Below are 25,472 nucleotides of genomic sequence, written 5' to 3' on the forward strand. Positions count from 1 at the left end.
GATTTAGAGGAGTTTTATAAGGATTTTAAATTTTAGATTAACACACAGGCTGCCCCAGAAAAAGAGCGGTTGTTGATTTATGATTTTTCAAAACAGCTTCTTAAACTTTATGAGTTATGAAAAAGAGAATGATTGCTTTCGTAAGTGCGTGTTTTTTAACGTTAGCTGTTGTGGCAGCTCCGATGTATTTTCAATTAAGTTGTGGTAAGATTATTTATAGTGATAGTTCTTATTACGATGATGTGTATGAAATGTGGGATTTATTATTGGATTTAGATGCGGAGAATTGTTAATGAATAAAGAGAGTTCTTTTAGGAACTCTCTTTTATAAACTATGATGTTATGAAAATAATTTTGTTATTTTCTTTTGCTTTAGGTATACAGTTTTCTTTATTTGCTCAAAATATTGTCTTTAAGGGAAATATAGAAGATGTTCCTCGTAAAATGGAGCCTCGTGATACGTTGGATTGTGCGTATTTAAATGTACATTACCGTCAATTGATTCGAAAGGATAAATTATTTCCGGAAGAACTGACAGGATCAGATATGGTTTTACAGATCGGTGAACAAGTATCGAAGTATTCTAATTATAGATTCTTGGTTAATGATTCTATTATGACAGAGGAACTAAGGTGTCCGAAATTGAACATCACTAATATTTTGAACCAAGCTACGATGCGGACTAAAAATGCCGGCGATAGAAGTGTTGTGATAAAAAATTATCCGAAGGGGCAGTATTGGGTACGAGTGCCGGTTTTGTTAAATAAATATATTTATATGGAGAGGGAACCGGTATTTGATTGGATATTTACATCGGATACATTGACAGTATTGGGGTATTTGTGTAAAAAAGCCACCTGTTTGTTCCGGGGGCGTTATTATACAGCCTGGTATGCTCCGGATATTCCGTTATCGAACGGTCCCTGGAAGTTTAACGGCTTGCCGGGACTGATCCTGAAAGTGGAAGATGCGGACCGGGATTATTCTTTTGAATGTACAGCCCTTTACAGGGTCGGTTGGAAAAGTCCCATCTATTTAAGTAAAAGGAAAAAAGATATTGAAACGACCCGAGAAAAATTCCGGCAGGCAGAAAAAGCAGCGATGAATAATCCGAATGCCGTTATCGGTAATTCCGGTTTTCTGACGGTACCGAAAGGCGAGAAAATAGTAACGAAAATACTTCCCTATAATCCGATAGAGTTGGAATAGAAAAGTAAGAGGATTGTAAATGAAGTTGCGTGAGGGTTATGTTGGACGTAAGAAAAGTTATGAAATAAATATATTTTTTCATGAATAGTTTTGTTTCTACGATAATTTAGTATATTTACGAAAAATTCGTAGTATATATAAAATTAATAAGTATGAAAACAATATTGATAGTGACATTTTTCTTTTTCTTGCAGTTTTCTTTATTTGCACAAACGATTGGAGGAAATTTAGAAAACTTTCCCCGTGAAATGGATCCTCGGGATACATTGGATTATGCTTTTTTAAATGTACATTATCGTCAGTCAGTAAGGGAAAATAAACTTATTCCGGATAAGTTGACAGAATCGGATATGGTGTTACAGATTGGAAATGAAAAATCCAAATATGTAAATTATAAGATTTTGATCAGCGATTCTATTATGGCGGAGGAATTAAAGCAGTTGGAATTAAGTATGTTACAAGTTTTGAATGGGGCTTTGATGCGGACTAAAAAGGCTGGAGATAGGAGTGAATTAATTAAAAATTATCCGAAGGGTCAATATTGGGTCCGAATGCCGGTATTGTTAGATAGATATGTTTACACGGAAACGAAACCGACATTCGATTGGACATTTGCATCGGATACACTGACTGTATTGGGGTATTTGTGTAAAAAGGCAACCTGTTCGTTCCGGGGGCGTGATTATACGGCCTGGTATGCTCCCGATATTCCGTTATCGAACGGTCCCTGGAAGTTTAACGGTTTGCCGGGGCTGATCCTGAAAGTAGAGGATGCAGACCGGGATTATTCTTTTGAATGTACGGACCTGTACCGGGTCGACTGGAAAAGTCCTATATATTTGAGTAAAATAAAAAATGCTATAAAAACGACCCGTGAAAAATTCCGGCAGGCGGAAAAAGCAGCGATGAATAATCCGAATGCCGTTATCGGTAATTCCGGTCTTCTGACGGTACCGAAAGGCGAAAAAATGGTGACGAAAACACGTCCTTATAATCCGATAGAACTGGAATAGAAAAGTGAGCGGATTGGATGTGAAGCTGTGTAAGGATTATATTGGATGTAAAAGGAGTTATGAAATAAATGTATTTTTTCATGAATAGTTTTGTTTCTACGATAACTTAGTATATTTACGATAAATTCGTAGTGTGTGTAAAATTGGTAAGTATGAAAACAATATTGGCAGCGATGTTTTTCTTTTTAGTGCAATTTCCTCTGTTTGCACAAGTGACAATTTCATTTCCTAAAGGAGAGGCGGGGTTTCCACGTGATATGACTCCCCGGGATACGTTGGATTATACGTATTTGAATGCGCATTATTGTCAGTTGGTACGGGAAAATAAATCAGATCCCGATACGCTGACAAAGTCCGAAATGATGTTGCAGATTGGTAAGCAAGTGTCAAGATATTCTAACTATACTTATTGGATTAGCGACTCCATTAAGGCAGATGAATTGAAACGTCCTGAATTGAGTTTAGCCAGTATTTTCAATCAATATTTTGCACGGACTTATAAGGCTGGGGATAAAGGTGTCCTGCTCAAGAATTATCCGAAAGGACAGTGCCTGTTCCAGAAAGAAATCTTGATAAATGAGTATGTTTATACGGAGGATATGCCGGTGTTCGATTGGACTTTTATGCCGGATACGCTGAGAGTGTTGGGGTATTTGTGTAAAAAAGCAACCTGCTCGTTTCGGGGGCGTGATTATACGGCCTGGTATGCTCCGGATATACCGTTATCAAACGGTCCCTGGAAGTTTAACGGATTACCTGGGCTGATCCTGAAAGTGGAGGATGCGGACCGGGATTATTCTTTCGAATGTACTGCTCTGTACCGGGTTGATTGGGAAAGTCCTATTTACTTAACGAATAGCAAGCTTAAGGTACGTTTGACCCGTAAAAAATTCATGCAGGTAGAGAAGATGGCTATGAGTAATCCGGGGGCTGTTATCGGTAATTCCGGTCTTGTATCGGTACCCAAAGATCAGCTGCCCCGTGAAAAATATCCGTATAACCCGATAGAATTAGAATGAGCCTATGAACAAAGTGTTGTGGTATGTTGGAATTTTGGTTACTCTGTGTATAAGTCCGTCAGTTTTGGCGCAAACCGTGTATGAAGGGAAGATTGTAGAAGAAGGAACCGGACGGCTGGTGAGTGATGTTATTTGTTCGGCTACCGATCTGAAAGGAGAGAAAGTTTTTGCATATACCATGAGTGGAGAGCAGGGAGAATACCGGTTGCGGTTTTATGCGGAGGTTGATTCCGTATGTTTGCGTTTTGCTTTGTTGGGGTATAAGAATGTTGTCTTAATTTGTAAAAATGTGAGTGGGCAAAAGGATATTACTTTTGTTCCTACGCAATTTCAATTGAAGGAGGTGACCGTAAAGGCTGCACCAATGTGGTCGGTGGGGGATACGCTTAATTACCGGGTAGAGGCTTTTCAGGGAGGAGAAGACCGGGTGATCGGTGATGTCCTGAAAAAATTACCCGGTATTAAAGTCAGTGAAAACGGAGCGATTACGTATCAGGGGGAACCGATCAACCGTTTTTATATTGAAGGACTGGATTTGTTGCGGGCCAAATATGGGATAGCTACGAATAATATTCCGGCTGATGCAGTAGAAAAAGTACAGGTACTGGAAAATCATCAACCTGTAAAACTGCTGAGAGATCAGGTGTTTTCGCAACAGGCAGCTATTAATCTGAAACTGAAAAAAGAGAAACTGGGGCGGCCGGTGATTAATGCAGAAGCCGGCGGTGGTTTTACTTCTTCCGAAGGTTTGTGGGAAGGAAAGCTGATGGCGATGGAAATGGCCCGTAGCTGGCAGTCCTTATATACGTTTAAAACCAACAATACCGGACGTAATCTGACGGATGAATTAAGCGATCATGGTTTGGGAATGGCTGATTTATTGCAAGGAGTTCCCCCTTATCCGACTGATTTGATGGAATCGGGAAGCCTGATCGCTTTGCCGGTGGATGAGAAGCGTTATTTGCAGAATCAATCTTATGCAGCTACTGCCAATCAATTGTGGAAGATTGATGAGGATTCCCAATTGCGTTTGGTGCTGACTTACCTGAAAAACCGGGATCGGGAGCAAAGGCAGGAACTTAATCGTTATCAGTTGGGAACGGAAGAAGAGTTGCTGTGGAATACTTTAAATCAGTTACGGGACGATTCGCATAGGGCTGAAGCCGTGTTTTCGTGGACGACGAATGCTTCTTCTGTGTATGTGGATGATGAACTGAAATTTTACGGTAATTGGCGTGATGTGGCTTCCGGTGTCAGCGGGTCACAACAGGTAGACCAGGATTTCAGAATGCCTTTGTTTTTGATCCAGAATAAATTGGATCTGGTTAAAAGAACCGGAAAAAGTAATTGGAATTTGTATTCTTTTATCCGGTATACCGGACAACCTCAACGTTTGGATGTGGCAGCGGATACCGTGCAGTTCGGACAGGTCGGTTTGTTAAAACAACGTACCGACCGTCAAAAGTTTTACACGACGAATCGTACCGGATTTTCGCGGCAGAAAGGAAAATCTTTATTCAGACTGGATGTCGCATTTACGGCTGCCTTGGAACATCTTAGTTCGGATTTACGACCCGGTTTGTTTGAAGTGAGTCAGAACAACCGCCTGCAATGGAATCGTTGGGAGTATCAGTTACAGCCGGAGTATACCCTGAGGGGAGAACGGGGAAGGTTGACGATTGGTATGCCCTTGGTTTTTCTGGATTTGTATGCCGATCATCGTTCGATACCTGAAAAAGAACATTTTTCCCGACTTTGGACGAATCCGTCGGTGCGGTATCATTATACATTCAATCCTTATTGGAAAGCATCGCTTTCTTACCGGATGCAAAAGGAATTAGGAGATGCTCTGGATTTTACAGAGGGAGTCCGAATGACGAATTTCCGTACCTTTCGTAAAGGAATATCCATACCGGAGCAACGGACGTCGCATTCGTATAGTGCCAGTTTCACTTACCGGAATCCGATCAATGTGTTGTTTACGACTCTGTCGGTCATTTATCGAATGCAACATTCGAATCTGGTATCGGCACAAACTCTGACTGAAAACCATATCCTTCAATATAGAGAGAAAAGAGATAATGACAGGCGCTATCTGATGATAAACGGGCGTTTGGGTAAATATTGGGATGGTTGGCGGACTAATTTATCGGTCGATGCCGGATATACCCGAATGAGTTTCAATCAGTTTCAGCAACAAAAGGAGTGGAAGGTTACCGGACATACGGCACAGGTAACTGTAAACATAGACTGCGAACCGGTTTCCTGGAACCGGGTGAATTTACAAATCGCTTATAAAGGTAATAAAACGGGTACGGCTCGTTATGTTTCCGACTGGTTGTCGGATTGGAAATCCGGTTTATCGCTGCATTTTTTTCCGGCTCCTTATTGGCAGGTGACCTGGAAGGGGGAGTATGTAAATAATGAAATTGCAGATGCTCCTGATTTGCGGCTTTTCTTTATGGATGCAGAGGTCAGGTATTCACTGCCTCGCTGGGAGGTCGCTTTACGTTGTGAAAATATCTGTGATAAACACACCTATGCTTTTTCTTCCTATGACGGTGTAAATACCTTTTCTACCTCCTATGCTTTAAGACGGCGTGCCGTTTTGGTCAGTTTGGGATTTAAATTGTAGATTTCTGATTGTGGTTTGTAAACCGGGATCTGAAACGGGGAAGGAAAGTAAAGGAAAAACTCTTCTAATTTTTGATTTGCGATCTTTCTTTTTTGCAGGAAAGGATAGGGCTCCGATTTATAATTGAGATCCGTGTGTTGTTTTATAAAAAAATCTCCGAAAATTTTGTTTTCGGAGATTTTTCTTTTTATCCGTTCGGGATTTATTTGGCGTAAGCAATGGCCCGTGTTTCACGGATTACCGTTACTTTAACCTGTCCCGGGTAAGTCATTTCGTCCTGTATGCGTTTGGCTACGTCGAAGGAAATTTTTTCGGCTTCTTTGTCCGAGATCTTTTCACTTCCGACCACTACGCGCAGTTCACGGCCGGCTTGTATAGCGTATGTTTTTACAACACCGTTGTAAGAAAGTGCCAAGTCTTCCATATCTTTCAGACGTTTGATATAAGACTCTACAACTTCCCGGCGGGCACCCGGACGGGCACCGGAAATGGCATCACAAGCCTGCACAATCGGAGCGATCAGCGTGGTCATTTCGATTTCTTCATGATGGGCTCCGATAGCGTTGCAAATATCCGGTTTCTCTTTGTATTTTTCAGCTAATTGCATACCGAGGATAGCGTGCGGCAATTCCGGCTCATCGTCGGGCACTTTACCGATGTCATGCAACAGGCCGGCGCGTTTGGCTTTTTTCACATTCAAACCGAGTTCCGCAGCCATGATAGCACAGAGGTTGGCCGTTTCCCGGGCATGTTGTAACAGGTTTTGACCGTAAGAAGAACGGTATTTCATTTTTCCGATCAAACGGATTAATTCCGGATGCAATCCGTGAATACCCAGGTCGATTGTGGTACGTTTACCGGTCTCGATGATTTCTTCTTCGATTTGTTTTTTGACTTTATTTACGACTTCTTCGATGCGTGCCGGATGAATACGTCCGTCCGTTACCAGTTGGTGTAAGGATAAACGGGCGATTTCTCTTCTGACAGGATCAAAGCCTGAAAGAACGATAGCTTCCGGAGTGTCATCAACGATGATTTCAACACCGGTGGCAGCTTCAAGAGCACGGATATTCCGGCCTTCGCGCCCGATAATCCGTCCTTTGATTTCGTCCGAATCAATATGGAAAATGGATACTGCATTTTCCGTAGCCGTTTCCGTAGCCACACGTTGTATGGTTTTGATAACTACTTTTTTAGCTTCCATATTGGCTGTCATCTTGGCCTCTTCCATGATTTCATTAACATAGGAAATGGCTTCGGTTTCAGCTTCTTCTTTCAGGGAATTGATGAGTTTTTCTTTGGCCTGTTCGCCGGACATGCCTGAAATAGCTTCTAACTGTTCGATTTGTTGTTTTTTCAGTTTATCCAGTTCGGAAACTTTTTTCTCCATCAATTCCTTTTGTACATCTAAATTGGATTGAAGTGACTGGAGGTCTTTGGATTTCCGCTGGATTTCTTCCATCTTTTGAGAGATAAAAGTTTCCTGTTGCTTCAATTTATTTTCAGCAACCAAAAGCTTGTTATTACGTGCTGCGGCCTGTTTCTCATGTTCTGCTTTGATTTGCAGAAATTTTTCTTTTGCCTGGAGAATCTTATCTTTTTTTATAACTTCGGCTTCAGCCTCTGCTTCTTTGATAATATTTTCACTTCTGTGCTTTAATGCGAGCCGGATCACAATATATCCAATCAAGATTCCGACGATCAGGGCCACCACTCCTGCGATTATTATGTGTGTCATATTGTTGAAATTAAAATGTAATTATATGTTGTGTTATAAGTTTCTCATTTATGTGTTATTGGTGTAAAATCAAATGTGTCGATTTTATAACCGCTAACGTGGGTACAAAAAAAACCCGCACTATTTCATTTAATAAAACCCCTGTATGACACGGGTAGAGCTGCAATTTGATTCAGACTTCCACTGTCCCGAAGGAACTCCGAAGAGTTGAGGCCTGTCTTGGGCAAATAAAGCATCCGCTCTAATTGTTTGAGTGTTGAGTTTTTCGCTTAAATTCGAAATAATGCGGGAATATCTTATTCAAAGAACGCTTGTCAATTACTCTTTAACGAATTCGTCAATTCGCAAATTGATCTTTTCAATCTCATTTATCAATGGCCCGGTATCGTTTCGTTTCTCAGCCTGAATCAGGGCTACTGTATGCTGAAACGCTGTCAGATACAAAAAGTCCAAAGGATCGGCTTGTGTCCCGTACTTGGCCTGAAATTTAGAAATCATATCATTGATACGTTTCGATGCTGCCCGGTAAATCTCCTCTTCCTCCTGGCTTTTGGCAATAATCGGGAATTTTTTATTCGCGATACTGACATTTATCGAAACCGTAGAATCTTTTTCGCTCATATCAATTGTTCAAAAGAGCAATACATTTATCGATCTCCCGCACCAGTTGGTTAATTCGCAATTTCGCCTGATAACTGCCGTCACCCGAACCTGAAAGCGCATTTGCCACTCTGGCTGTTTTTAATTCTTCATTTAAATTTTGCTTCTCACTTTTCAGATTTTCAATCTCAGCAGATAATTCCTCTATCCTGCTTTTTTGATCTTCAATCGTCTGAAGTGAGGATATATATAGTTTTATTAATCTTTCAACTTTAAATTTCAGCTCGTTTAAAACGGCATCCTCTTTTCCGCTCATAACGTTATCTTTTCATGACAAAGATAATTTTTTTTCTTCAAATTATCAATAGTGTTGATATATTTGCGACATAAAATTAAATATTTTGCCGGGATGAGAATGATTAAATGGTTTTGTCGGTTGGGGTTGGTGGTACTTCATTGTTTTATAATGATACCTCTGTATGCTCAGTTGGGTACGAATATCTTGCCTTTGAGAAGAGAACCTTTGTTGAGCGGGAATTTCGGGGAATTGCGAGCCACCCATTTTCATTCCGGAATCGATCTGAAGACAGGAGGTACTACCGGTTTGCCGGTTTTATGTGTGAACGACGGGGTTATTGCCCGAATCCGTATTTCGGCTTCCGGATACGGAAATGCACTTTACGTAGAACATCCGGATGGCATGACGACGGTGTACGGGCATCTGGATCGTTTTAACGGTAAAATACGAAAAGTAGCCAGAGAATTGCAATATCGCAACGAAAGCTTTGAGCTGGATGAAAATGTACGGGAACTCGGGCTGATCTTCCGGAAAGGGGACACAATTGCTTATAGTGGAAATACAGGTGCTTCGGGCGGGCCTCATTTGCATTTTGAATACCGGGATACGAAGACAGAAAATATTCTGAATCCTTTACGTTTTATTGCCATTCAGGATCACGTTGCTCCTAATTTCCGAAAATTGTACGTGTATGAATCGGACCCGGCGGGACGGTTGATACGTCGTCGTTGGGACGTGAAGGCTTTGGGGAAAGGACGTTATGATGCCGGCCGTATAAAGGTATCTGCCGGCCGTGTCGGTGTCGGTGCTTATATTACGGATGTTATGGATGGTTCCTGGAATAAACTGGGCGTGTATAAATTGACTTTACGGAGCGGACAGGCTGAGCGCTTTCGCCTAGTTGTTGATACCGGTGCTTTCGATAAAGCGCCTTTGGTAAACGATTTGAAAGATTTTGAACTTTACCGGGAAAGATCGGAGACGGTGTATCGTTGTTTTGGGAATTATATCGACCGGATACCGGGGATCAATTGTGTGGACAACGGTTATTTGACGCTGAACGAAGGAGAAGAGGCCGAGGTAGAGTTGAAAGCTGAAGATATCAGCGGCAATAGTTCTGTGCTTCGTTGTGTACTGGTCGGAGGAAAACAACATGGGAAGAAGGAGGGAAAAGTGTTGGAGGTCGGACGTGTATATCATTTAAAAGCCGGCCCCTATGTGCTGGAGCTGGATTCCTGCTCATTGTTTACTGTGGTGGACAGTATTGCGACTGTGGATTCGGCAGGTGTATTTGTCACAGCCAGACAGGATGTACCGCTTTGGGTTAAAGCTTTGTTGCGGGTAGAAGGGGAATATTGGGATGCCCGGATGGTATTGGCACGATTAAATGCCAAAGGACAATGGGAAGCATTGAAAACAATGCGGGAGGGGAATGGGTTATGTGCCTGGGTGAATATGTTGGGAAAATATACCTTATTAATAGATTCGGTTCCACCCCGGGTCGAATATGGCGGAATGATTAACGGTAGTCTGAAGTTTACAATAAAAGATGAATTGGCAGGCATACGTGAATATAGGGGGGAAGTGAACGGGCGTTGGTGTCTTTTCGAATATGATGCAAAAACGGGAACATTGACTTGTCGTAAGAATGAGCCGGCTTTTGTAAAAGGACAGAAAAACCGGGTATTGTTGACCGTTACGGATGCTGTCGGGAATAAGACCAGACGGGAAATAATCGTGAATTGAATAAGTTGGGTATAAATTTATGATTTTAAATTTTAAATTGTTTGATAAGCCGATTCGTTGTCAGATTTATATAATCTAAAATCTAAAATCATAAATTTATACCTATCTTTATTCTTTATTTGTGATTCATCTTTTTGCAGGGAGAGAGAAATTGAATATAAACTTTATAATTTTAATGATTACTTTATGGATTGTCACATAGAAAAACTGGTAAAAGAAGGGAAATTGCAGGAAGCAATACTAGAATTGGAGAAAAAAACAGCGGATCAGCCGGATGAAATGGATTTGTTGGAATTGGGAGAGTTGTATTACCGGGAGGGAAAGAATACGGATGCGTTGAATAAATTCAATGCGGTATTGCGCTTGAATCCTGAAAATTCAAAAGCGCAAACTTATATTTCGATGATCAACAAAGTGCTGGATTTTTTTTGTAAGGATTTGTTGAATCCCTGATCGGAACATTTTTCTGCCGGCTGAAAATAAATTTCCTGTATGCATGTTTTTGATTCTCGACTAAAACGTTTATCTTTGCCTTCCATTTTTGAAAAATATAATTAATTAAAAATCAAACCGCTTGAAAGGAGGTGGGCTATTCCGGGGATATAATTGCAGTGTAAAATAGGACAAAAATTGCGGACACCAGGTTTGCCGGGGATTTTTGTGGTTTATATTAAACCGGATAATGCAGGAAATGTACAGCGTTTCCAATATTTGGCGGGGAAGATTTGCGGAGGATTAATAACTTAATGTTGAATATTAAAAATTGAATATCATGATTATAGTACCTTTAAAAGAAGGCGAAAATATCGAGAGAGCCTTGAAAAAATTCAAAAGGAAATTTGAAAAAACCGGTATAGTAAAAGAATTGAGAGATCGTCAGGCATTTACAAAGCCTTCGATTCGTAATCGTCAGCAACACTTGAAAGCTGTTTATAAACAGTCTTTACAAGCTGCTGAAGAATAAAATATTGCTCCGGATTTGTAAATTCCGGAGTAAAGTTTTATATTTAGATACGATTTTAGAGTCCGGAACCGGGGAAGAAAATACAGTTTTCGGTAAGGCTCGTAATAGTATAAAATATGGATATTGAGCCATTTCTGAATTATCTGAAAGATGTGAAAAGATATTCGTTTCACACCTTGGTTGCTTATAAAGAGGATTTGGAGCAGTTTCTGAAATTCTGCGCGACAAAGAAAGACGTATTCGGATTTACAGACATCACAGGAAAGATTGTAAGGGAATGGGCTGTGATCAAGATGTCGGAAGGAATGAATGCGACTACCGTGAGGCGGAAATTGAGCGCATTGCGGACTTTGTTCAAATATTTGATGCGGGAAGGTATTGTGGAGAGTGATCCGACAGAAGTCGTCATGTCTCCCAAGATGGGAAAGAAACTACCTGTTTTCGTTCCTGATTATCAAATGGATGAATTGCTGGATAGTGAGGCATTGGAGGGAGGATTTGCAGAGCAGAGGGATCGGTTGGTTTTATTGATGGCCTATTATACCGGAATGAGGCGTTCGGAGTTGGTTGGGCTGAAGGTGCGAGATATCGATTTTTCCGGGAAAAATATTGTCGTTACAGGTAAGGGAAACAAGCAACGCTTGATACCTTTGGCTGATGAATTGATTGAAAATATAGCTCCCTATCTGAAATTGCGGGGAGAATTGGTAAACGGGAGGCACGATGCTTTTTTTGTGACAGATAAAGGGGGACCGGCATACGATAAGTTTATTTATCGGCTGGTGGTAAGGTGGCTCGGAAAAGTCACTTCTTTATCCAAAAGGAGTCCGCATGTCTTGCGTCATACTTTCGCTACGCAATTGCTCAACAATGGGGCTTGTATAGAAGCTATTCGTGAATTGTTGGGACATTCCGATCTGACAGCAACGCAGGTTTATACTCACAATTCTTTTGAAAATTTAATTAAGGTGTTTAACCAGGCTCATCCGAGGGCTTAAAATTAAAGGAGGAAATACTATGGAAGTTAGGATTAGTTCTGTTGGTTTTTCTGCAAGTTCGCAACTGGAGGAATTTATCCAGAAAAAGCTGGCTAAGTTGGAAAAATACAATGATTCGATTCTGGGGATCGATGTTGCATTGAAATTGGAAAAAGATGATAATCTTGAAAACAAAGTAGTGGAAGTAAGCGTGGATATAAAAGGTCAAGATGTTTTTGCCAAGAAAAATGCAAAAAAATTCGAAGAAGCTGTCGATGAGTTGTATGACGTTGTAAAACGTCAGTTGGTAAAAATCAAAGAAAAAGAGAGAGAAAAATAATTTGTGCCCTGAGCTGGGGAAAATAGATAATAATCTATAAACCACAAACTTTAAGTGAAAATAATTTTGTGCAACAAAATTATTTTTCTATATTTGCACGCTCGATAATCGGGCTTTTCTGGGCTGTCATGTGATAATTACTTGTCGGTCAGGAAGTAAAGAATAGAACACAGATTTTTTGTAATAAATTGTTTAATAATAAAATTGTTTTAGAGTTATGGCTAAAGAAAAGTTTGACAGGTCAAAACCACACGTAAATATCGGTACTATCGGTCACGTTGACCACGGTAAAACTACATTAACTGCAGCAATCACTACAGTGTTGGCAAAAAAAGGTCTTTCAGAATTGCGTTCTTTCGATTCTATCGATAATGCTCCGGAAGAAAAAGAAAGAGGTATTACGATCAATACTTCTCACGTAGAATATCAGACAGCTAACCGTCACTATGCTCACGTTGACTGTCCGGGTCACGCTGACTATGTAAAGAACATGGTTACGGGTGCTGCTCAGATGGACGGTGCTATTTTGGTTTGTGCCGCTACTGATGGTCCGATGCCTCAGACCCGCGAACATATTCTTTTGGCTCGTCAGGTAAACGTTCCGAGAATCGTTGTGTTCCTGAACAAAGTGGATATGGTTGACGATCAGGAAATGTTGGAATTGGTGGAAATGGAACTTCGCGAATTGTTGAGTTTCTATCAGTATGACGGCGACAATACCCCGATTATTTTGGGTTCTGCATTGGGTGCTTTGAATGGTGAAGCAAAATGGGAAGACAAAGTGATGGAATTGATGGATGCTGTTGATACATGGATTCCGCTTCCTCCGCGTGACAATGAAAAACCGTTCCTGATGCCGGTTGAAGACGTATTCTCAATTACCGGTCGTGGTACTGTTGCTACAGGTCGTATCGAAACGGGTATCATACACGTAGGTGATGAAATCGAAATGATCGGTTTGGGTGCTGACGGTAAGAAAACGGTATGTACCGGAGTTGAAATGTTCCGTAAATTGTTGGATACAGGTGAGGCTGGTGATAACGTAGGTTTGTTGCTGCGTGGCGTTGATAAAAATGAAATCAAACGTGGTATGGTATTGGCAAAACCGGGTTCAGTGAAACCGCACAGCAAATTCAAGGCTGAGGTTTATATCCTGAAGAAAGAAGAAGGTGGTCGTCATACTCCGTTCCACAACAAATACAGACCGCAGTTCTACTTGCGTACTATGGACGTTACGGGTGAAATTACCTTGCCGGAAGGAACTGAAATGGTAATGCCGGGAGATAACGTAACAATCACTGTTGAGTTGTTGACTCCGGTTGCTTGTTCACTCGGTTTGCGTTTCGCTATCCGTGAAGGTGGACGTACCGTAGGTGCCGGACAGATTACTGAAATCTTAGAATAATTTACGATTTGTGATTTTGATTTACCATGTAAATCTTAATCCTGAATCATAGATGATAAGTTTGCGATTTGCGATTTTCTGCTTAGGGCAGTTAATCGTAAATCGTAATCCAAATCTGCAATTAATAAACGGGTGTAGCTCAGTTGGTAGAGCATCGGTCTCCAAAACCGAGTGTCGGGAGTTCGAGTCTCTCCACCCGTGCTTGCTATTTTAATTTTAAATTTTAAGTTGTAAGTTTGCACGCAATTTAAAATTTACAATCTACGATCTAAAATGAAAATAAAGACTTACTTCGCAGAGGTATATAACGAATTGGTCAATAAAGTGTCTTGGCCTTCCTGGTCAGAACTCCAGAGCAGTGCCGCAATTGTAATGATAGCTTCCGTCATGATTGCGATAGGTATATTTGTTATGGATTTCGTATTCAGACATGTGATGACCTTTATTTATAGTATGTTTTATTAATAATCCGGAAAACGAATATGGCAGAAATTAAAAAAAGATGGTATGTGCTTCGTGTGATCGGTGGTAAGGAGAAAAAGGTAAAGGAGTACATCGAAAATGAAATTGCCAGTTTGGGACTTCAGGATTATGTTTCACAGGTTTTGATACCCACCGAGAAGATCTATCAGGTACGTAACGGGAAAAAAATCAGTAAAGAACGGAATTTCTTTCCAGGTTATGTTATGATAGAGGCTGCTTTAGTTGGTGAAATCCCTCACATGCTTCGTGATATCACGAACGTGATAGGCTTCCTGGGGGAAACCAAAGGAGGTGATCCGGTGCCGATGCGTTTAGCAGAGGTGAATCGGATTCTTGGCAAGGTGGATGAACTTGCAGAACAGCCGGAAGAAGTAAGCGTTCCTTACTTTGTGGGCGAATCCGTTAAAGTTACAGACGGACCGTTCAACGGTTTTACCGGTGTGATAGAGGAGGTGAATAATGACAAAAAACGGGTGAAAGTAATTGTCAAGGTTTTTGGTCGTCAGACACCGCTCGAATTGAGTTTCATGCAGGTAGAAAAAGAATAATTTAAATTATTGAGAAGAAAAAATCATGGCAAAAGAAGTTGAAGCTATTATTAAGCTACAGATCAAAGCTGGTGCCGCTAATCCTTCTCCCCCTGTGGGACCTGCATTAGGTTCTAAAGGAGTCAATATTATGGACTTCTGTAAACAATTCAATGCAAGAACTCAGGACCAGGCAGGAAAGATTATTCCGGTAATTATTCAGGTTTACGGAGATAAATCTTTCGATTTTATCACCAAACAACCTCCTGTTGCAATTCAACTTTTGGAAGTGGCAAAAATCAAATCAGGTTCTGCGGAACCCAACCGTAAAAAGGTAGCCTCTATTTCCTGGGATCAGGTAAAACAGATCGCAGAGGGAAAAATGAGTGATTTGAACGCTTTTGAAGTGGAAAAAGCAATGAGCATGGTAGCTGGAACTGCCAGAAGTATGGGGATCACCGTTGAGGGTGAGAAACCTTTTTAATGAATTTGTAATACTTCAAACGTAATGAGTAAACTGACAAAAAATAAGAAGTTAGCTTTAGAAAAGATCGAAAATGGTAAAGTTTATACCATTGAAGAAGCTGCTAAACTTGTGAAGGAGATTACTTTTACCAAGTTTGATGCGTCAGTTGACATGGACGTTCGTCTGGGTGTAGACCCACGTAAAGCTAATCAAATGGTACGTGGTGTTGTCACCTTACCTCACGGAACCGGTAAACAGGTTCGTGTTTTGGTACTTTGTACACCTGATAAGGTGGAAGAAGCTAAAGCTGCCGGAGCCGACTATGTTGGATTGGATGATTATATTGAGAAATTGAAATCAGGTTGGACTGATATCGATATCATTATTACCATGCCGTCTATCATGGGTAAAATCGGTGCTTTAGGACGAATTTTAGGTCCGCGTGGATTGATGCCGAACCCCAAGAGCGGTACTGTTACCATGGAAATTGGTAAAGCTGTTCATGAGGTTAAGCAGGGAAAAATTGATTTTAAAGTTGACAAGTTTGGTATCGTGCACACTTCTATCGGTAAAGTAACTTTTGAGGCTGATCAGATTAAGGACAATGCTCGTGAGTTCATGAACATGATCCAGAAGCTGAAACCGTCTTCTGCTAAGGGTACTTACGTAAAGAGTGTGTTCCTGTCAAGTACAATGAGTCCCGGTATTAAATTAGACCTTAAGTCATTACTTGATTAATTATTAACCTTTAAAAGGACCTTTGTAGAATGAAAAGGGAAGAAAAACAAGTAATCATAGACAATTTAACCGAGCAGATTAAATCGTACAAGCATCTGTATGTAAGTGATATTTCTGAACTGGATGCTGCTGCGACTCAGGATTTGCGGAGAGAATGTTTCAAAGCCGGGATTAAACTGATACAGGTGAAAAATACCTTGTTGAAAGTAGCACTCGATGGCCTGGAAGCAAATTATGAAGACCTTTACGGTTCTTTGAAAGGCTCCAGTGCTGTAATGCTTTGTGAAACAGGAAATGCTCCTGCGAAATTAATTAAAGAGTTCCGTAAGAGCCATGACAAACCTGTATTTAAGGCTGCTTATGTTGAAGAATGTGTCTATGTTGGTGAAAATCAGTTAGAGTCGCTTGTTAATGTTAAATCGAAAGAAGAATTACTGGGCGATATTATCTTACTGCTTCAATCACCGATGCAGAAACTTATCTCTTCTCTGGAATCAGGGAAGAATACTATCGGTGGCGTGTTGAAAACGCTGGAAGATAGAGCATAATTTTATTTTATCTAGAGTAAAAACAATTTAAATAATTATCGAAATGGCAGATTTGAAAAAACTTGCAGAGGAATTAGTTAACCTGACTGTAAAAGACGTAAAAGAATTAGCTGACATCTTAAAAGAAGAATACGGAATCGAACCTGCAGCAGCTGCTGCTGTTGTTGCTGCTCCTGCAGCTGGTGCCGGTGCTGCCGCTGCCGCTGAACAAACCGAGTTCGACGTTATCCTGAAATCAGCAGGTGCTGCTAAGTTAGGTGTTGTTAAATTAGTGAAAGAGCTGACCGGTCTTGGACTGAAAGAAGCTAAAGAATTAGTTGACAAAGCACCGGCTCCTCTGAAAGAAAAAGTTTCTAAAGAAGAAGCTGCTCAGTTGAAAGCTCAATTAGAAGAAGCTGGAGCTGAAGTTGAACTTAAATAAGTCATAGAACCCTTTGGGTTTTTAAGGTTTAGAGTCATTTTTGACTCTAAACCGTTTTGTTGTTATTATTGTTTAGGTTCCAAAAAATTAATAGATGTCTTCAAATCATTCAAATAAAAGAATAAGCTTTGCCTCCATTAAAAATCAATTGGAATATCCTGATTTTCTTGAAGTGCAATTAAAGTCTTTCAAAGACTTTTTTCAATTGGGTACTACTCCCGAAAACAGAAAAAACGAAGGCCTTTACACCGTTTTTAAAGAGAACTTTCCTATTACCGATACCCGGAATAATTTCGTGCTGGAGTTCCTCGATTATTTTATCGATCCGCCCCGCTATACGATAGACGAGTGTCTGGAACAGGGATTGACTTATGGTGCGCCTCTGAAGGCAAAACTGAAGCTGTATTGTACGGACCCCGAACATGAGGATTTCGATACGGTTATCGAAGATGTATACCTCGGGAATGTCCCTTATATGACTCCGAAAGGAACTTTCGTAATCAATGGGGCTGAGCGTGTCATCGTATCACAGTTGCACAGATCGCCGGGAGTGTTTTTCGGACAGAGCGTTCATGCTAACGGTACCAAGCTTTATTCAGCCAGAATTATTCCGTTCAAAGGGTCGTGGATTGAGTTCGCTACAGACATCAATAATGTGATGTATGCGTATATCGACCGGAAGAAAAAATTGCCGGTGACGACATTGTTGCGCGCTATCGGTTTTGAGACGGATAAGGATATTCTTCAGATATTCGACCTGGCAGATGAAATAAATGTTTCCAAATCGGGATTGAAAAAAGTCGTTGGCCGTCGTTTGGCTGCGCGTGTTTTGAAGACCTGGGTGGAGGATTTCGTGGATGAAGATACGGGGGAAGTCGTATCTATCGAACGTAACGAAATCATTGTGGATCGTGAGACTGTTCTGGAAAATGAACATATCGATGCAATTGTAGAATCGGGAGCTAAAACCATTCTGTTGCATAAAGAAAAGCAAAATCTGGCAGATTATGCCATTATATATAATACACTGCAGAAAGATCCGTGTAACTCGGAGAAAGAAGCAGTGCTCCATATTTACAGACAATTACGTAGCTCGGAGCCGCCTGACGAAGCGACAGCCCGCGACGTGATCGATAAGTTGTTCTTCTCGGATAAACGTTACGACCTGGGAGATGTAGGCCGTTATAAACTGAATAAAAAATTAGGTTTGTCTACAGATCCTTCCGTACGGATATTGACGAAGGAAGATATCATTGAGATTATCAAATATCTGATCAAGTTGCTGAATGCCCGTACGGATGTGGACGATATCGACCACTTGAGCAACCGGCGTGTACGTACTGTCGGAGAACAATTATACAATCAGTTCGGTGTGGGATTGGCCCGTATGGCCCGTACCATTCGTGAACGGATGAATGTCCGGGACAATGAGGTGTTTACTCCGGTAGATTTGATCAATTCCAAGATATTGTCTTCTGTGATCAATTCTTTCTTTGGAACGAATGCCTTGTCTCAGTTTATGGATCAAACCAACCCGTTGGCCGAGATTACGCACAAACGTCGTATGTCAGCCCTGGGACCCGGTGGTTTGTCCCGCGATCGTGCCGGATTCGAGGTGCGAGACGTTCATTACACACACTACGGTCGTCTCTGTCCGATTGAAACTCCGGAAGGCCCGAATATCGGATTGATTTCTTCGCTTTGTGTATATGCGAAGATTAACGAACTCGGTTTTATCGAAACTCCTTACCGGAAAGTTGACAATGCAGTTGTCGATTTGTCTTCGGAAGGTGTAAAATATTTGTCCGCAGAAGAAGAAGAAGGTCTGGTGATTGCGCAGGCAAATGCCAAAGTAGGGGATGACGGACATTTCGTGAAAAAACGGGCAAAATCCCGGAAAGACGGTGACTTCCCTGTGGAAGACGTTGAAAAGGTTGACTTGATCGACGTTGCTCCGAATCAGATCGCCTCTATTGCCGCTTCGTTGATTCCTTTCCTGGAACATGACGATGCTAACCGTGCATTGATGGGATCTAACATGATGCGTCAGGCTGTGCCCATCATCAAGCCGCAGGCTCCGATTGTGGGAACCGGTCTGGAGGGGGCTTTGATACGGGATTCCCGTACCCAGGTTGTAGCAGAAGGCGCAGGTATCGTTGACTTTGTCGATGGACGCCGGATTGTCATTAAATACGACCAGACAGAGGAAGAACGTTTCGTAAGCTTCGACGGTGATACCAGAGAATATCTCCTGCCGAAATACAAACGTACCAACCAGAGTACCACCATCACTTTGCGTCCGATTGTCAAGAAAGGACAACGGGTAGAAGCCGGAGAAATACTCACGGAAGGATATTCTTCCGAAGATGGGGAACTGGCTTTGGGACGTAACCTGAAAGTGGCCTATATGCCCTGGAAGGGATACAACTATGAGGATGCTATCGTGATTTCTGAAAATATCGTGCGCAACGATGTATTTACGTCAGTGCATGTCGATGAATATTCTCTTGAAGTCCGCGAAACCAAGCGAGGCTTGGAAGAGTTGACGGCTGATATTCCGAATGTAAGTGAAGATGCTACGAAAAATTTGGATGAAAACGGTATTATCCGTATCGGAGCCCGGGTAGAACCCGGAGATATCCTGATCGGTAAGATTACACCGAAGGGAGAATCCGATCCGAGTCCGGAAGAGAAATTGCTGCGTGCTATTTTTGGGGACAAGGCCGGAGATGTAAAAGATGCTTCATTGAAAGCTTCTCCTTCTTTAAGAGGTGTCATTATCGATAAGAAATTATTCCAACGGACGATCGGAGACCGCAAATCGAAAGCTGCCGGAAAAACTTTACTGGCAGAAATCGACGAACAATTCGAACGTAAAGTCGGGGATTTGAATACACTTCTGATAGATAAGCTGTTCGAGCTGACCAATGGTAAGACGTCCCAGGGTGTGAAGAACTACCTGAATGAAGATGTGATACCGAAAGGCGTGAAATTTACGTTGAAGACCCTGCAAAATCTGAATTATTTGGAGATCAATCCGAATAAATGGACAACAGACAAGCAGAAAAATGACATGATCCGGGATTTGCTTCACAACTATGTGATCAAGTACAAGGAGATTGAAGGCCAGATGAAACGTAAGAAATACAATGCTACTGTAGGTGATGAGTTACCTTCCGGTATCATCAAGATGGCGAAAGTGTACGTGGCTAAAAAACGTAAACTGCAAATCGGTGATAAGATGGCCGGTCGTCACGGTAACAAAGGTATTGTGTCCCGTGTTGTCAGAGTGGAAGATATGCCTTTCCTGGCAGACGGTACGCCGGTGGACATTTGTCTGAACCCGCTGGGTGTGCCTTCCCGTATGAATCTGGGACAGATTTTCGAGGCTGTGTTAGGATGGGCCGGAAAAGAATTGGAACTGAAATTTGCAACTCCGATTTTCGATGGTGCTAATCTGGATGACATCAATGCTTATACCGATAAAGCCGGTGTTCCGCGTTACGGTACGACTTATCTGTATGACGGAGGTACCGGAGAGCGTTTCGACCAGCCGGCAACGGTGGGTGTGACATACTTCTTGAAACTGGGCCATATGGTCGATGACAAGATGCATGCCCGTTCTATCGGACCGTACTCATTGATTACGCAACAGCCTTTGGGTGGTAAAGCACAGTTCGGTGGTCAGCGTTTCGGTGAGATGGAAGTTTGGGCTCTCGAGGCTTTCGGTGCTGCACATATCCTTCAGGAAATCCTGACAGTGAAGTCTGACGATGTTGTCGGCAGAACCAAAACTTACGAGCACATTGTCAAAGGTGAGCCGATGCCGACTCCCGGATTACCGGAATCATTCAATGTATTGTTGCATGAATTGAGAGGACTCGGATTAAGTGTTAACTTGATATAATTTACGATTTACGATTTTGATTTACGGTCTCCGGTTTTAGTCCGGGACGTAAATTTGAAATCCGGGATCTAAAATCAAAAAAGATGGCTTTTAGAAAAGATAATAACACCAACAAGCCCAAGAGCTTTACAAAAATAGCGATCGGTTTGGCATCACCTGAAGAGATTCTGGAACATTCCAGCGGACAGGTGCTCAAACCGGAGACGATCAACTATCGTACTTATAAGCCAGAGCGTGACGGTCTGTTTTGCGAACGGATCTTCGGTCCGGTGAAGGATTACGAATGCCATTGTGGAAAATACAAGCGTATTCGTTACAAAGGTATTGTATGCGACCGTTGTGGAGTAGAAGTAACTGAAAAGAAAGTACGGCGTGAACGGATGGGACACATACAGTTGGTAGTGCCTGTTGCTCACATCTGGTATTTTAAGTCTTTGCCCAATAAGATCGGTTATTTGTTAGGATTGCCTTCCAAAAAACTGGATTCTGTTATTTATTATGAAAGATATGTTGTGGTTCAACCCGGTATATTAGCGGAGAAAGGAATCAGTGAGCTCGACTTCCTGACCGAGGAAGAATATATCGATCTGGTGGATGCTTTACCCGCAGATAACCAACATTTGGACGACGATGATCCTAATAAGTTTATTGCTAAAATGGGGGCCGAGGCAATCGGCCTGTTGCTCGAAAGATTGAATCTGGATAATTTGTCTTACGAGTTGCGTCATAAAGCAAATACGGAAACCTCTCAACAACGTAAGAACGAAGCGTTGAAACGCTTACAGGTGGTTGAGGCTTTCCGCGAAAGTAAAGAAGTCAATAAACCTGAATGGATGATCGTGAAGGTACTGGCCGTAATTCCGCCGGAATTGCGTCCGTTAGTACCGCTGGACGGAGGTCGTTTTGCTACTTCCGATTTGAATGATTTATACCGTCGGGTTATCATTAGAAACAATCGTTTAAAACGGTTAATCGAAATCAAGGCTCCGGATGTGATTCTGCGTAATGAAAAACGTATGTTACAGGAAGCCGTGGATTCGTTATTCGATAATTCACGCAAATCCAATGCTGTGAAAATCGAAAATAACCGGCCGCTGAAATCACTGTCCGACAGTTTGAAAGGTAAACAAGGACGTTTCCGTCAGAACTTGTTGGGTAAACGTGTGGATTATTCTGCCCGTTCTGTTATTGTTGTCGGACCGGATTTGAAAATGCACGAATGCGGTTTACCGAAAGATATGGCGGCTGAATTGTATATGCCGTTTATCATCCGTAAGCTGATCGAACGGGGTATTGTGAAGACCGTAAAGAGCGCCAAGAAAATTGTAGACCGTCGCGATCCGGTGGTTTGGGATATTCTGGAAAACGTATTGAAAGGCCATCCTGTATTGCTAAACCGTGCTCCGACGTTGCACCGTTTGGGTATCCAGGCTTTCCAGCCGAAATTAATCGAAGGTAAGGCTATCCGTTTGCATCCTTTGGCATGTACCGGGTTCAATGCGGACTTCGACGGTGACCAGATGGCTGTACATTTACCGTTGGGTAATGAAGCCGTATTGGAAGCCCAGATTTTAATGCTCTGTGCCCACAATATTTTGAATCCTGCCAACGGTGCGCCTATTACCGTACCTTCTCAGGATATGGTATTGGGATTGTATTATATTACAAAACCGCGTAAGGGAGCGAAAGGAGAAGGTTTGAAATTCTATTCTCCGGAGGAAGTGATTATTGCACTGAATGAAAAGGCTGTGGATATGCACGCTAAGGTTCAGGTGAGAATCGTAGATGTAGACAAAGAAGGGAAAGAATATGTTCATATGATCGATACGACTGTAGGTCGTATTATATTGAACCAATATACACCGAAGAATTTCCCGTATATCAATACATTGATTACCAAGAAGTCTCTGCGGGATATCATCAGTGACGTGTTTAAACGTTGTGGCGTGGATGTTACCGCTAAATTCCTGGATGACATCAAGGATTTGGGGTACCGTATGGCATTTGAAGGCGGTTTGTCCTTTAATTTGGCTGACGTTATTGTTCCGGCTGAAAAAGACGCTTTGTTGAAAGAGGGATATGATCAGGTGGAAGAAGTGATGGCCAATTATAATATGGGATTCATTACAAATAATGAACGTTACAATCAGATCATCGATATCTGGACCCATGTAAATGCCAATCTGACGGCTACATTGATGAAGCAGTTGGCAGAAGACGATCAGGGATTTAACTCTATTTATATGATGCTTGACTCCGGAGCCCGTGGATCACGGGAACAGATCCGTCAGTTGGGCGGTATGCGTGGATTGATGGCAAAACCTCAAAAATCCGGAGCTACAGGCGGACAGATTATCGAAAACCCGATTTTGGCGAACTTTAAAGAGGGGTTGTCGGTATTGGAATACTTTATTTCTACCCACGGTGCTCGTAAAGGTTTGGCCGATACGGCTTTGAAAACGGCAGATGCCGGTTATTTGACCCGTCGTCTGGTGGATGTCGCCAATGATATTACCATTACGGAAGAGGATTGCGGTACTTTGAGAGGTGTTACTATCGCTGCAATTAAAAATAACGAAGAGGTCGTATCTTCTTTGTATGAGCGGATATTGGGACGTGTATCCGTACACGATATTTACCACCCGCATTCCGGTGAATTATTGGTAAAATCCGGAGAGGAAATTACGGAAGTTATTGCATCGGCAATAGAAAATTCTCCGATAGAGCGTGTTGAAGTACGTTCGGTATTGACGTGTGAGGCGAAAAAAGGTGTTTGTGCAAAATGTTACGGGCGTAATCTGGCTACCGGTCGTCTGGTAGAAAAAGGAGAAGCTGTCGGAACAATTGCTGCACAGTCTATCGGTGAACCGGGTACACAGTTGACGCTGCGGACATTCCACGTGGGAGGTACTGCCGGTAATATTTCTACTGAAAACTCTTTAAAAGCCAAATACGACGGTGTTGTGGAGTTTGAAGAGATGCGTTCTGTAGAGTATACCCTGGAAAACGGTCAGAAATGCGATGTTGTTGTCGGGCGTTTGGCAGAACTTCGGATTATCGATAAAAATACGAATATCATTCTATTATCGAATAATATTCCTTACGGAGCAAAAGTATTTGTGAAGAGTGGCACAGAAGTGAAGAAAGGGGATTTACTTTGCGAATGGGACCCGTTCAATGCATTGATTATTACTGAATTCAGCGGTAAAATTGCTTCCGAAAATTTGATCGAAGGCGAAACTTATAAGGAGGAATCAGATGAAACCACCGGTTTCCGTGAAAAAGTAATTACCGAGTTCCGGGATAAAACGAAAGCTCCGGCTATCCTTATCTTAGACGAAAAAGGTGAGACTGTGAAGAGTTACAACTTGCCGGTAGGCGCTCACATTGTCGTTAAAGAAGGAGATAAAGTGATTGCCGGTAGTACGATTGTTAAGATTCCGAGAGCTGTCGGTAAGGCAGGGGATATCACGGGAGGTCTTCCTCGTGTTACCGAGTTGTTTGAAGCCCGTAATCCGTCTAATCCTGCTGTCGTATCGGAGATCGACGGTGAGGTGACTTACGGTAAGATCAAACGCGGTAACCGGGAAATCATAGTGACCTCGAAAGCCGGTGAAGTGAAGAAATATTTGGTATCTCTGACAAAACAGATACTGGTACAGGAAAACGATTATGTGCGTGCCGGTACCCCATTGTCAGACGGAGCCATTACGCCGACGGATATTCTGAATATCGAAGGTCCTATTAAAGTGCAGGAATATATCGTGAACGAAGTACAGGATGTATACCGGATGCAGGGTGTGAAGATCAATGACAAGCACTTCGAGATCATTGTTCATCAGATGATGCGTAAAGTGTTGATTCAGGATTCCGGAGATACCCGCTTCCTCGAAAATCAGATCGTGGACAAAGCAGAGTTCATGGGAGAAAATGACGAGATGTTCGGTAAGAAAGTGGTATTGGATGCCGGTGATTCCGATCGGGTAAAACCGGGACAGATTATTTCTGCCCGTACACTCCGGGATATCAACTCTCAGTTGAAACGCCGCGATATGAAGATTGTACAGTCTCGTGATGCAGTACCCGCAACTTCATCTCAGGTATTGCAGGGTATTACCCGGGCTGCTTTGCAGACTTCCAGCTTTATTTCTGCAGCTTCTTTCCAGGAAACGACGAAAGTATTGAACGAAGCCGCTATTTACGGTAAAGTTGATCCACTCGAAGGCCTGAAAGAAAATGTGATCTGCGGTCACTTGATTCCGGTAGGTACCGGTATGAAAGAACTGCGTACATTGGTTGTCGGTTCTAAAGAAGATATGGAAAGAATTTCCAAATAAAGAAAAAGGGCACTTATCACAAGTGCTCTTTTTTATTTTATAGCGTCCGGTGGTTTTCTGCCGGACTTCTTTTTGGATTCTGTCAGGAATTCATTAATTTT

Annotated in this window: 22 protein-coding genes and 1 tRNA gene; 20 read left to right on the forward strand and 3 right to left on the reverse strand. The window is 42.0% G+C overall.

Annotated features, from left to right (window positions below; translation table 11 throughout):
- Positions 1-116 precede the first annotated feature (116 nt).
- From DD657_RS05085 to DD657_RS05105, 5 genes are all read left to right on the forward strand, one after another.
- Positions 117-293 carry a hypothetical protein gene (locus DD657_RS05085; protein ID WP_154670143.1) on the forward strand — a complete coding sequence of 59 codons (177 nt, stop codon included), beginning with the start codon at positions 117-119 and terminating at the stop codon, positions 291-293.
- A 49-nt stretch (positions 294-342) separates the two neighbouring features.
- Positions 343-1,209, forward strand: a complete 867-nt coding sequence (locus DD657_RS05090; protein WP_287048824.1) for a GLPGLI family protein — start codon at positions 343-345, stop codon at positions 1,207-1,209.
- A 152-nt stretch (positions 1,210-1,361) separates the two neighbouring features.
- The gene (locus DD657_RS05095; protein ID WP_118774608.1) at positions 1,362-2,222 is read left to right on the forward strand and encodes a GLPGLI family protein; all 861 of its coding nucleotides are present in this window, start codon (positions 1,362-1,364) and stop codon (positions 2,220-2,222) included.
- 152 nt (positions 2,223-2,374) lie between these two features.
- Complete coding sequence (locus DD657_RS05100; RefSeq protein WP_021987655.1) at positions 2,375-3,241, forward strand: GLPGLI family protein; 867 nt, start codon at positions 2,375-2,377, stop codon at positions 3,239-3,241.
- 4 nt (positions 3,242-3,245) lie between these two features.
- Complete coding sequence (locus DD657_RS05105) at positions 3,246-5,876, forward strand: TonB-dependent receptor (RefSeq protein ID WP_287048827.1); 2,631 nt, start codon at positions 3,246-3,248, stop codon at positions 5,874-5,876.
- 202 nt (positions 5,877-6,078) lie between these two features.
- On the opposite strand, the gene rny is transcribed toward DD657_RS05105, so the two are convergent.
- From rny to DD657_RS05120, 3 genes are all read right to left on the reverse strand, one after another.
- Entirely contained in the window at positions 6,079-7,614 is a 1,536-nt protein-coding gene (rny, locus tag DD657_RS05110; RefSeq protein ID WP_021987653.1) for a ribonuclease Y, read from the reverse strand.
- 318 nt (positions 7,615-7,932) lie between these two features.
- Positions 7,933-8,235, reverse strand: coding sequence for a cell division protein ZapA (locus DD657_RS05115; protein ID WP_021987651.1), 303 nt, complete (start codon positions 8,233-8,235; stop codon positions 7,933-7,935).
- Between the two features lies 1 nt (position 8,236).
- Positions 8,237-8,530 (reverse strand): coiled-coil domain-containing protein, encoded by a 294-nt coding sequence (locus tag DD657_RS05120; RefSeq protein WP_021987650.1) that lies wholly within the window; start codon positions 8,528-8,530, stop codon positions 8,237-8,239.
- 93 nt (positions 8,531-8,623) lie between these two features.
- On the opposite strand from DD657_RS05120, the gene DD657_RS05125 reads away from it, so the two are divergent.
- From DD657_RS05125 to rpoC, 15 genes are all read left to right on the forward strand, one after another.
- On the forward strand, positions 8,624-10,258 hold the full coding sequence (locus DD657_RS05125) for a M23 family metallopeptidase (protein ID WP_287048830.1): 1,635 nt from the start codon (positions 8,624-8,626) through the stop codon (positions 10,256-10,258).
- Positions 10,259-10,444: 186 nt separating this feature from the next.
- Positions 10,445-10,711 (forward strand): tetratricopeptide repeat protein, encoded by a 267-nt coding sequence (locus DD657_RS05130; RefSeq protein WP_021987648.1) that lies wholly within the window; start codon positions 10,445-10,447, stop codon positions 10,709-10,711.
- 319 nt (positions 10,712-11,030) lie between these two features.
- Complete coding sequence (gene rpsU, locus DD657_RS05135) at positions 11,031-11,222, forward strand: 30S ribosomal protein S21 (protein ID WP_021987646.1); 192 nt, start codon at positions 11,031-11,033, stop codon at positions 11,220-11,222.
- 116 nt (positions 11,223-11,338) lie between these two features.
- Entirely contained in the window at positions 11,339-12,220 is an 882-nt protein-coding gene (locus tag DD657_RS05140; protein ID WP_287048833.1) for a tyrosine-type recombinase/integrase, read from the forward strand.
- A gap of 19 nt (positions 12,221-12,239) precedes the next feature.
- Positions 12,240-12,539 carry a ribosome hibernation-promoting factor, HPF/YfiA family gene (gene hpf, locus DD657_RS05145; RefSeq protein WP_021987644.1) on the forward strand — a complete coding sequence of 100 codons (300 nt, stop codon included), beginning with the start codon at positions 12,240-12,242 and terminating at the stop codon, positions 12,537-12,539.
- Positions 12,540-12,756: 217 nt separating this feature from the next.
- Positions 12,757-13,944, forward strand: coding sequence for an elongation factor Tu (tuf, locus tag DD657_RS05150; RefSeq protein ID WP_068692014.1), 1,188 nt, complete (start codon positions 12,757-12,759; stop codon positions 13,942-13,944).
- 128 nt (positions 13,945-14,072) lie between these two features.
- Positions 14,073-14,145: transfer RNA gene (locus tag DD657_RS05155), tRNA-Trp, on the forward strand.
- Between the two features lie 72 nt (positions 14,146-14,217).
- Complete coding sequence (secE, locus tag DD657_RS05160) at positions 14,218-14,409, forward strand: preprotein translocase subunit SecE (protein WP_068692016.1); 192 nt, start codon at positions 14,218-14,220, stop codon at positions 14,407-14,409.
- 17 nt (positions 14,410-14,426) lie between these two features.
- Complete coding sequence (nusG, locus tag DD657_RS05165; RefSeq protein WP_021987641.1) at positions 14,427-14,975, forward strand: transcription termination/antitermination protein NusG; 549 nt, start codon at positions 14,427-14,429, stop codon at positions 14,973-14,975.
- Between the two features lie 25 nt (positions 14,976-15,000).
- Positions 15,001-15,438 (forward strand): 50S ribosomal protein L11, encoded by a 438-nt coding sequence (gene rplK, locus DD657_RS05170; RefSeq protein ID WP_021987640.1) that lies wholly within the window; start codon positions 15,001-15,003, stop codon positions 15,436-15,438.
- A 24-nt stretch (positions 15,439-15,462) separates the two neighbouring features.
- Positions 15,463-16,158 (forward strand): 50S ribosomal protein L1, encoded by a 696-nt coding sequence (rplA, locus tag DD657_RS05175; RefSeq protein WP_021987639.1) that lies wholly within the window; start codon positions 15,463-15,465, stop codon positions 16,156-16,158.
- 29 nt (positions 16,159-16,187) lie between these two features.
- A complete protein-coding gene (rplJ, locus tag DD657_RS05180) occupies positions 16,188-16,706 on the forward strand; it encodes a 50S ribosomal protein L10 (protein ID WP_021987638.1) in 519 nt (172 codons plus the stop codon).
- 43 nt (positions 16,707-16,749) lie between these two features.
- The gene (gene rplL / locus DD657_RS05185) at positions 16,750-17,127 is read left to right on the forward strand and encodes a 50S ribosomal protein L7/L12 (protein WP_021987637.1); all 378 of its coding nucleotides are present in this window, start codon (positions 16,750-16,752) and stop codon (positions 17,125-17,127) included.
- A gap of 94 nt (positions 17,128-17,221) precedes the next feature.
- Complete coding sequence (gene rpoB, locus DD657_RS05190; RefSeq protein ID WP_021987636.1) at positions 17,222-21,034, forward strand: DNA-directed RNA polymerase subunit beta; 3,813 nt, start codon at positions 17,222-17,224, stop codon at positions 21,032-21,034.
- A gap of 83 nt (positions 21,035-21,117) precedes the next feature.
- A complete protein-coding gene (rpoC, locus tag DD657_RS05195) occupies positions 21,118-25,371 on the forward strand; it encodes a DNA-directed RNA polymerase subunit beta' (RefSeq protein ID WP_287048839.1) in 4,254 nt (1,417 codons plus the stop codon).
- The last annotated feature ends 101 nt before the right edge of the window (positions 25,372-25,472 follow it).

The organism is Culturomica sp. (assembly GCF_003524185.1).
In the GTDB taxonomy this organism is placed as follows: Bacteria; Bacteroidota; Bacteroidia; order Bacteroidales; family Marinifilaceae; genus Culturomica; species Culturomica massiliensis.

Coding starts and splice junctions, on each gene's coding strand:
- rpoB (WP_021987636.1), top strand. CDS start 17,222: ATGTCTTCAAATCATTCAAATAAAAGAATAAGCTTTGCCTCCATTAAA.
- DD657_RS05115 (WP_021987651.1), bottom strand. CDS start 8,235: ATGAGCGAAAAAGATTCTACGGTTTCGATAAATGTCAGTATCGCGAAT.
- rny (WP_021987653.1), bottom strand. CDS start 7,614: ATGACACACATAATAATCGCAGGAGTGGTGGCCCTGATCGTCGGAATC.
- DD657_RS05130 (WP_021987648.1), top strand. CDS start 10,445: ATGGATTGTCACATAGAAAAACTGGTAAAAGAAGGGAAATTGCAGGAA.
- DD657_RS05100 (WP_021987655.1), top strand. CDS start 2,375: ATGAAAACAATATTGGCAGCGATGTTTTTCTTTTTAGTGCAATTTCCT.
- rplA (WP_021987639.1), top strand. CDS start 15,463: ATGAGTAAACTGACAAAAAATAAGAAGTTAGCTTTAGAAAAGATCGAA.
- secE (WP_068692016.1), top strand. CDS start 14,218: ATGAAAATAAAGACTTACTTCGCAGAGGTATATAACGAATTGGTCAAT.
- DD657_RS05105 (WP_287048827.1), top strand. CDS start 3,246: ATGAACAAAGTGTTGTGGTATGTTGGAATTTTGGTTACTCTGTGTATA.
- DD657_RS05120 (WP_021987650.1), bottom strand. CDS start 8,530: ATGAGCGGAAAAGAGGATGCCGTTTTAAACGAGCTGAAATTTAAAGTT.
- nusG (WP_021987641.1), top strand. CDS start 14,427: ATGGCAGAAATTAAAAAAAGATGGTATGTGCTTCGTGTGATCGGTGGT.
- DD657_RS05085 (WP_154670143.1), top strand. CDS start 117: ATGAAAAAGAGAATGATTGCTTTCGTAAGTGCGTGTTTTTTAACGTTA.
- DD657_RS05095 (WP_118774608.1), top strand. CDS start 1,362: ATGAAAACAATATTGATAGTGACATTTTTCTTTTTCTTGCAGTTTTCT.
- rpsU (WP_021987646.1), top strand. CDS start 11,031: ATGATTATAGTACCTTTAAAAGAAGGCGAAAATATCGAGAGAGCCTTG.
- hpf (WP_021987644.1), top strand. CDS start 12,240: ATGGAAGTTAGGATTAGTTCTGTTGGTTTTTCTGCAAGTTCGCAACTG.
- rplL (WP_021987637.1), top strand. CDS start 16,750: ATGGCAGATTTGAAAAAACTTGCAGAGGAATTAGTTAACCTGACTGTA.
- DD657_RS05125 (WP_287048830.1), top strand. CDS start 8,624: ATGAGAATGATTAAATGGTTTTGTCGGTTGGGGTTGGTGGTACTTCAT.
- rpoC (WP_287048839.1), top strand. CDS start 21,118: ATGGCTTTTAGAAAAGATAATAACACCAACAAGCCCAAGAGCTTTACA.
- rplK (WP_021987640.1), top strand. CDS start 15,001: ATGGCAAAAGAAGTTGAAGCTATTATTAAGCTACAGATCAAAGCTGGT.
- DD657_RS05090 (WP_287048824.1), top strand. CDS start 343: ATGAAAATAATTTTGTTATTTTCTTTTGCTTTAGGTATACAGTTTTCT.
- DD657_RS05140 (WP_287048833.1), top strand. CDS start 11,339: ATGGATATTGAGCCATTTCTGAATTATCTGAAAGATGTGAAAAGATAT.
- rplJ (WP_021987638.1), top strand. CDS start 16,188: ATGAAAAGGGAAGAAAAACAAGTAATCATAGACAATTTAACCGAGCAG.
- tuf (WP_068692014.1), top strand. CDS start 12,757: ATGGCTAAAGAAAAGTTTGACAGGTCAAAACCACACGTAAATATCGGT.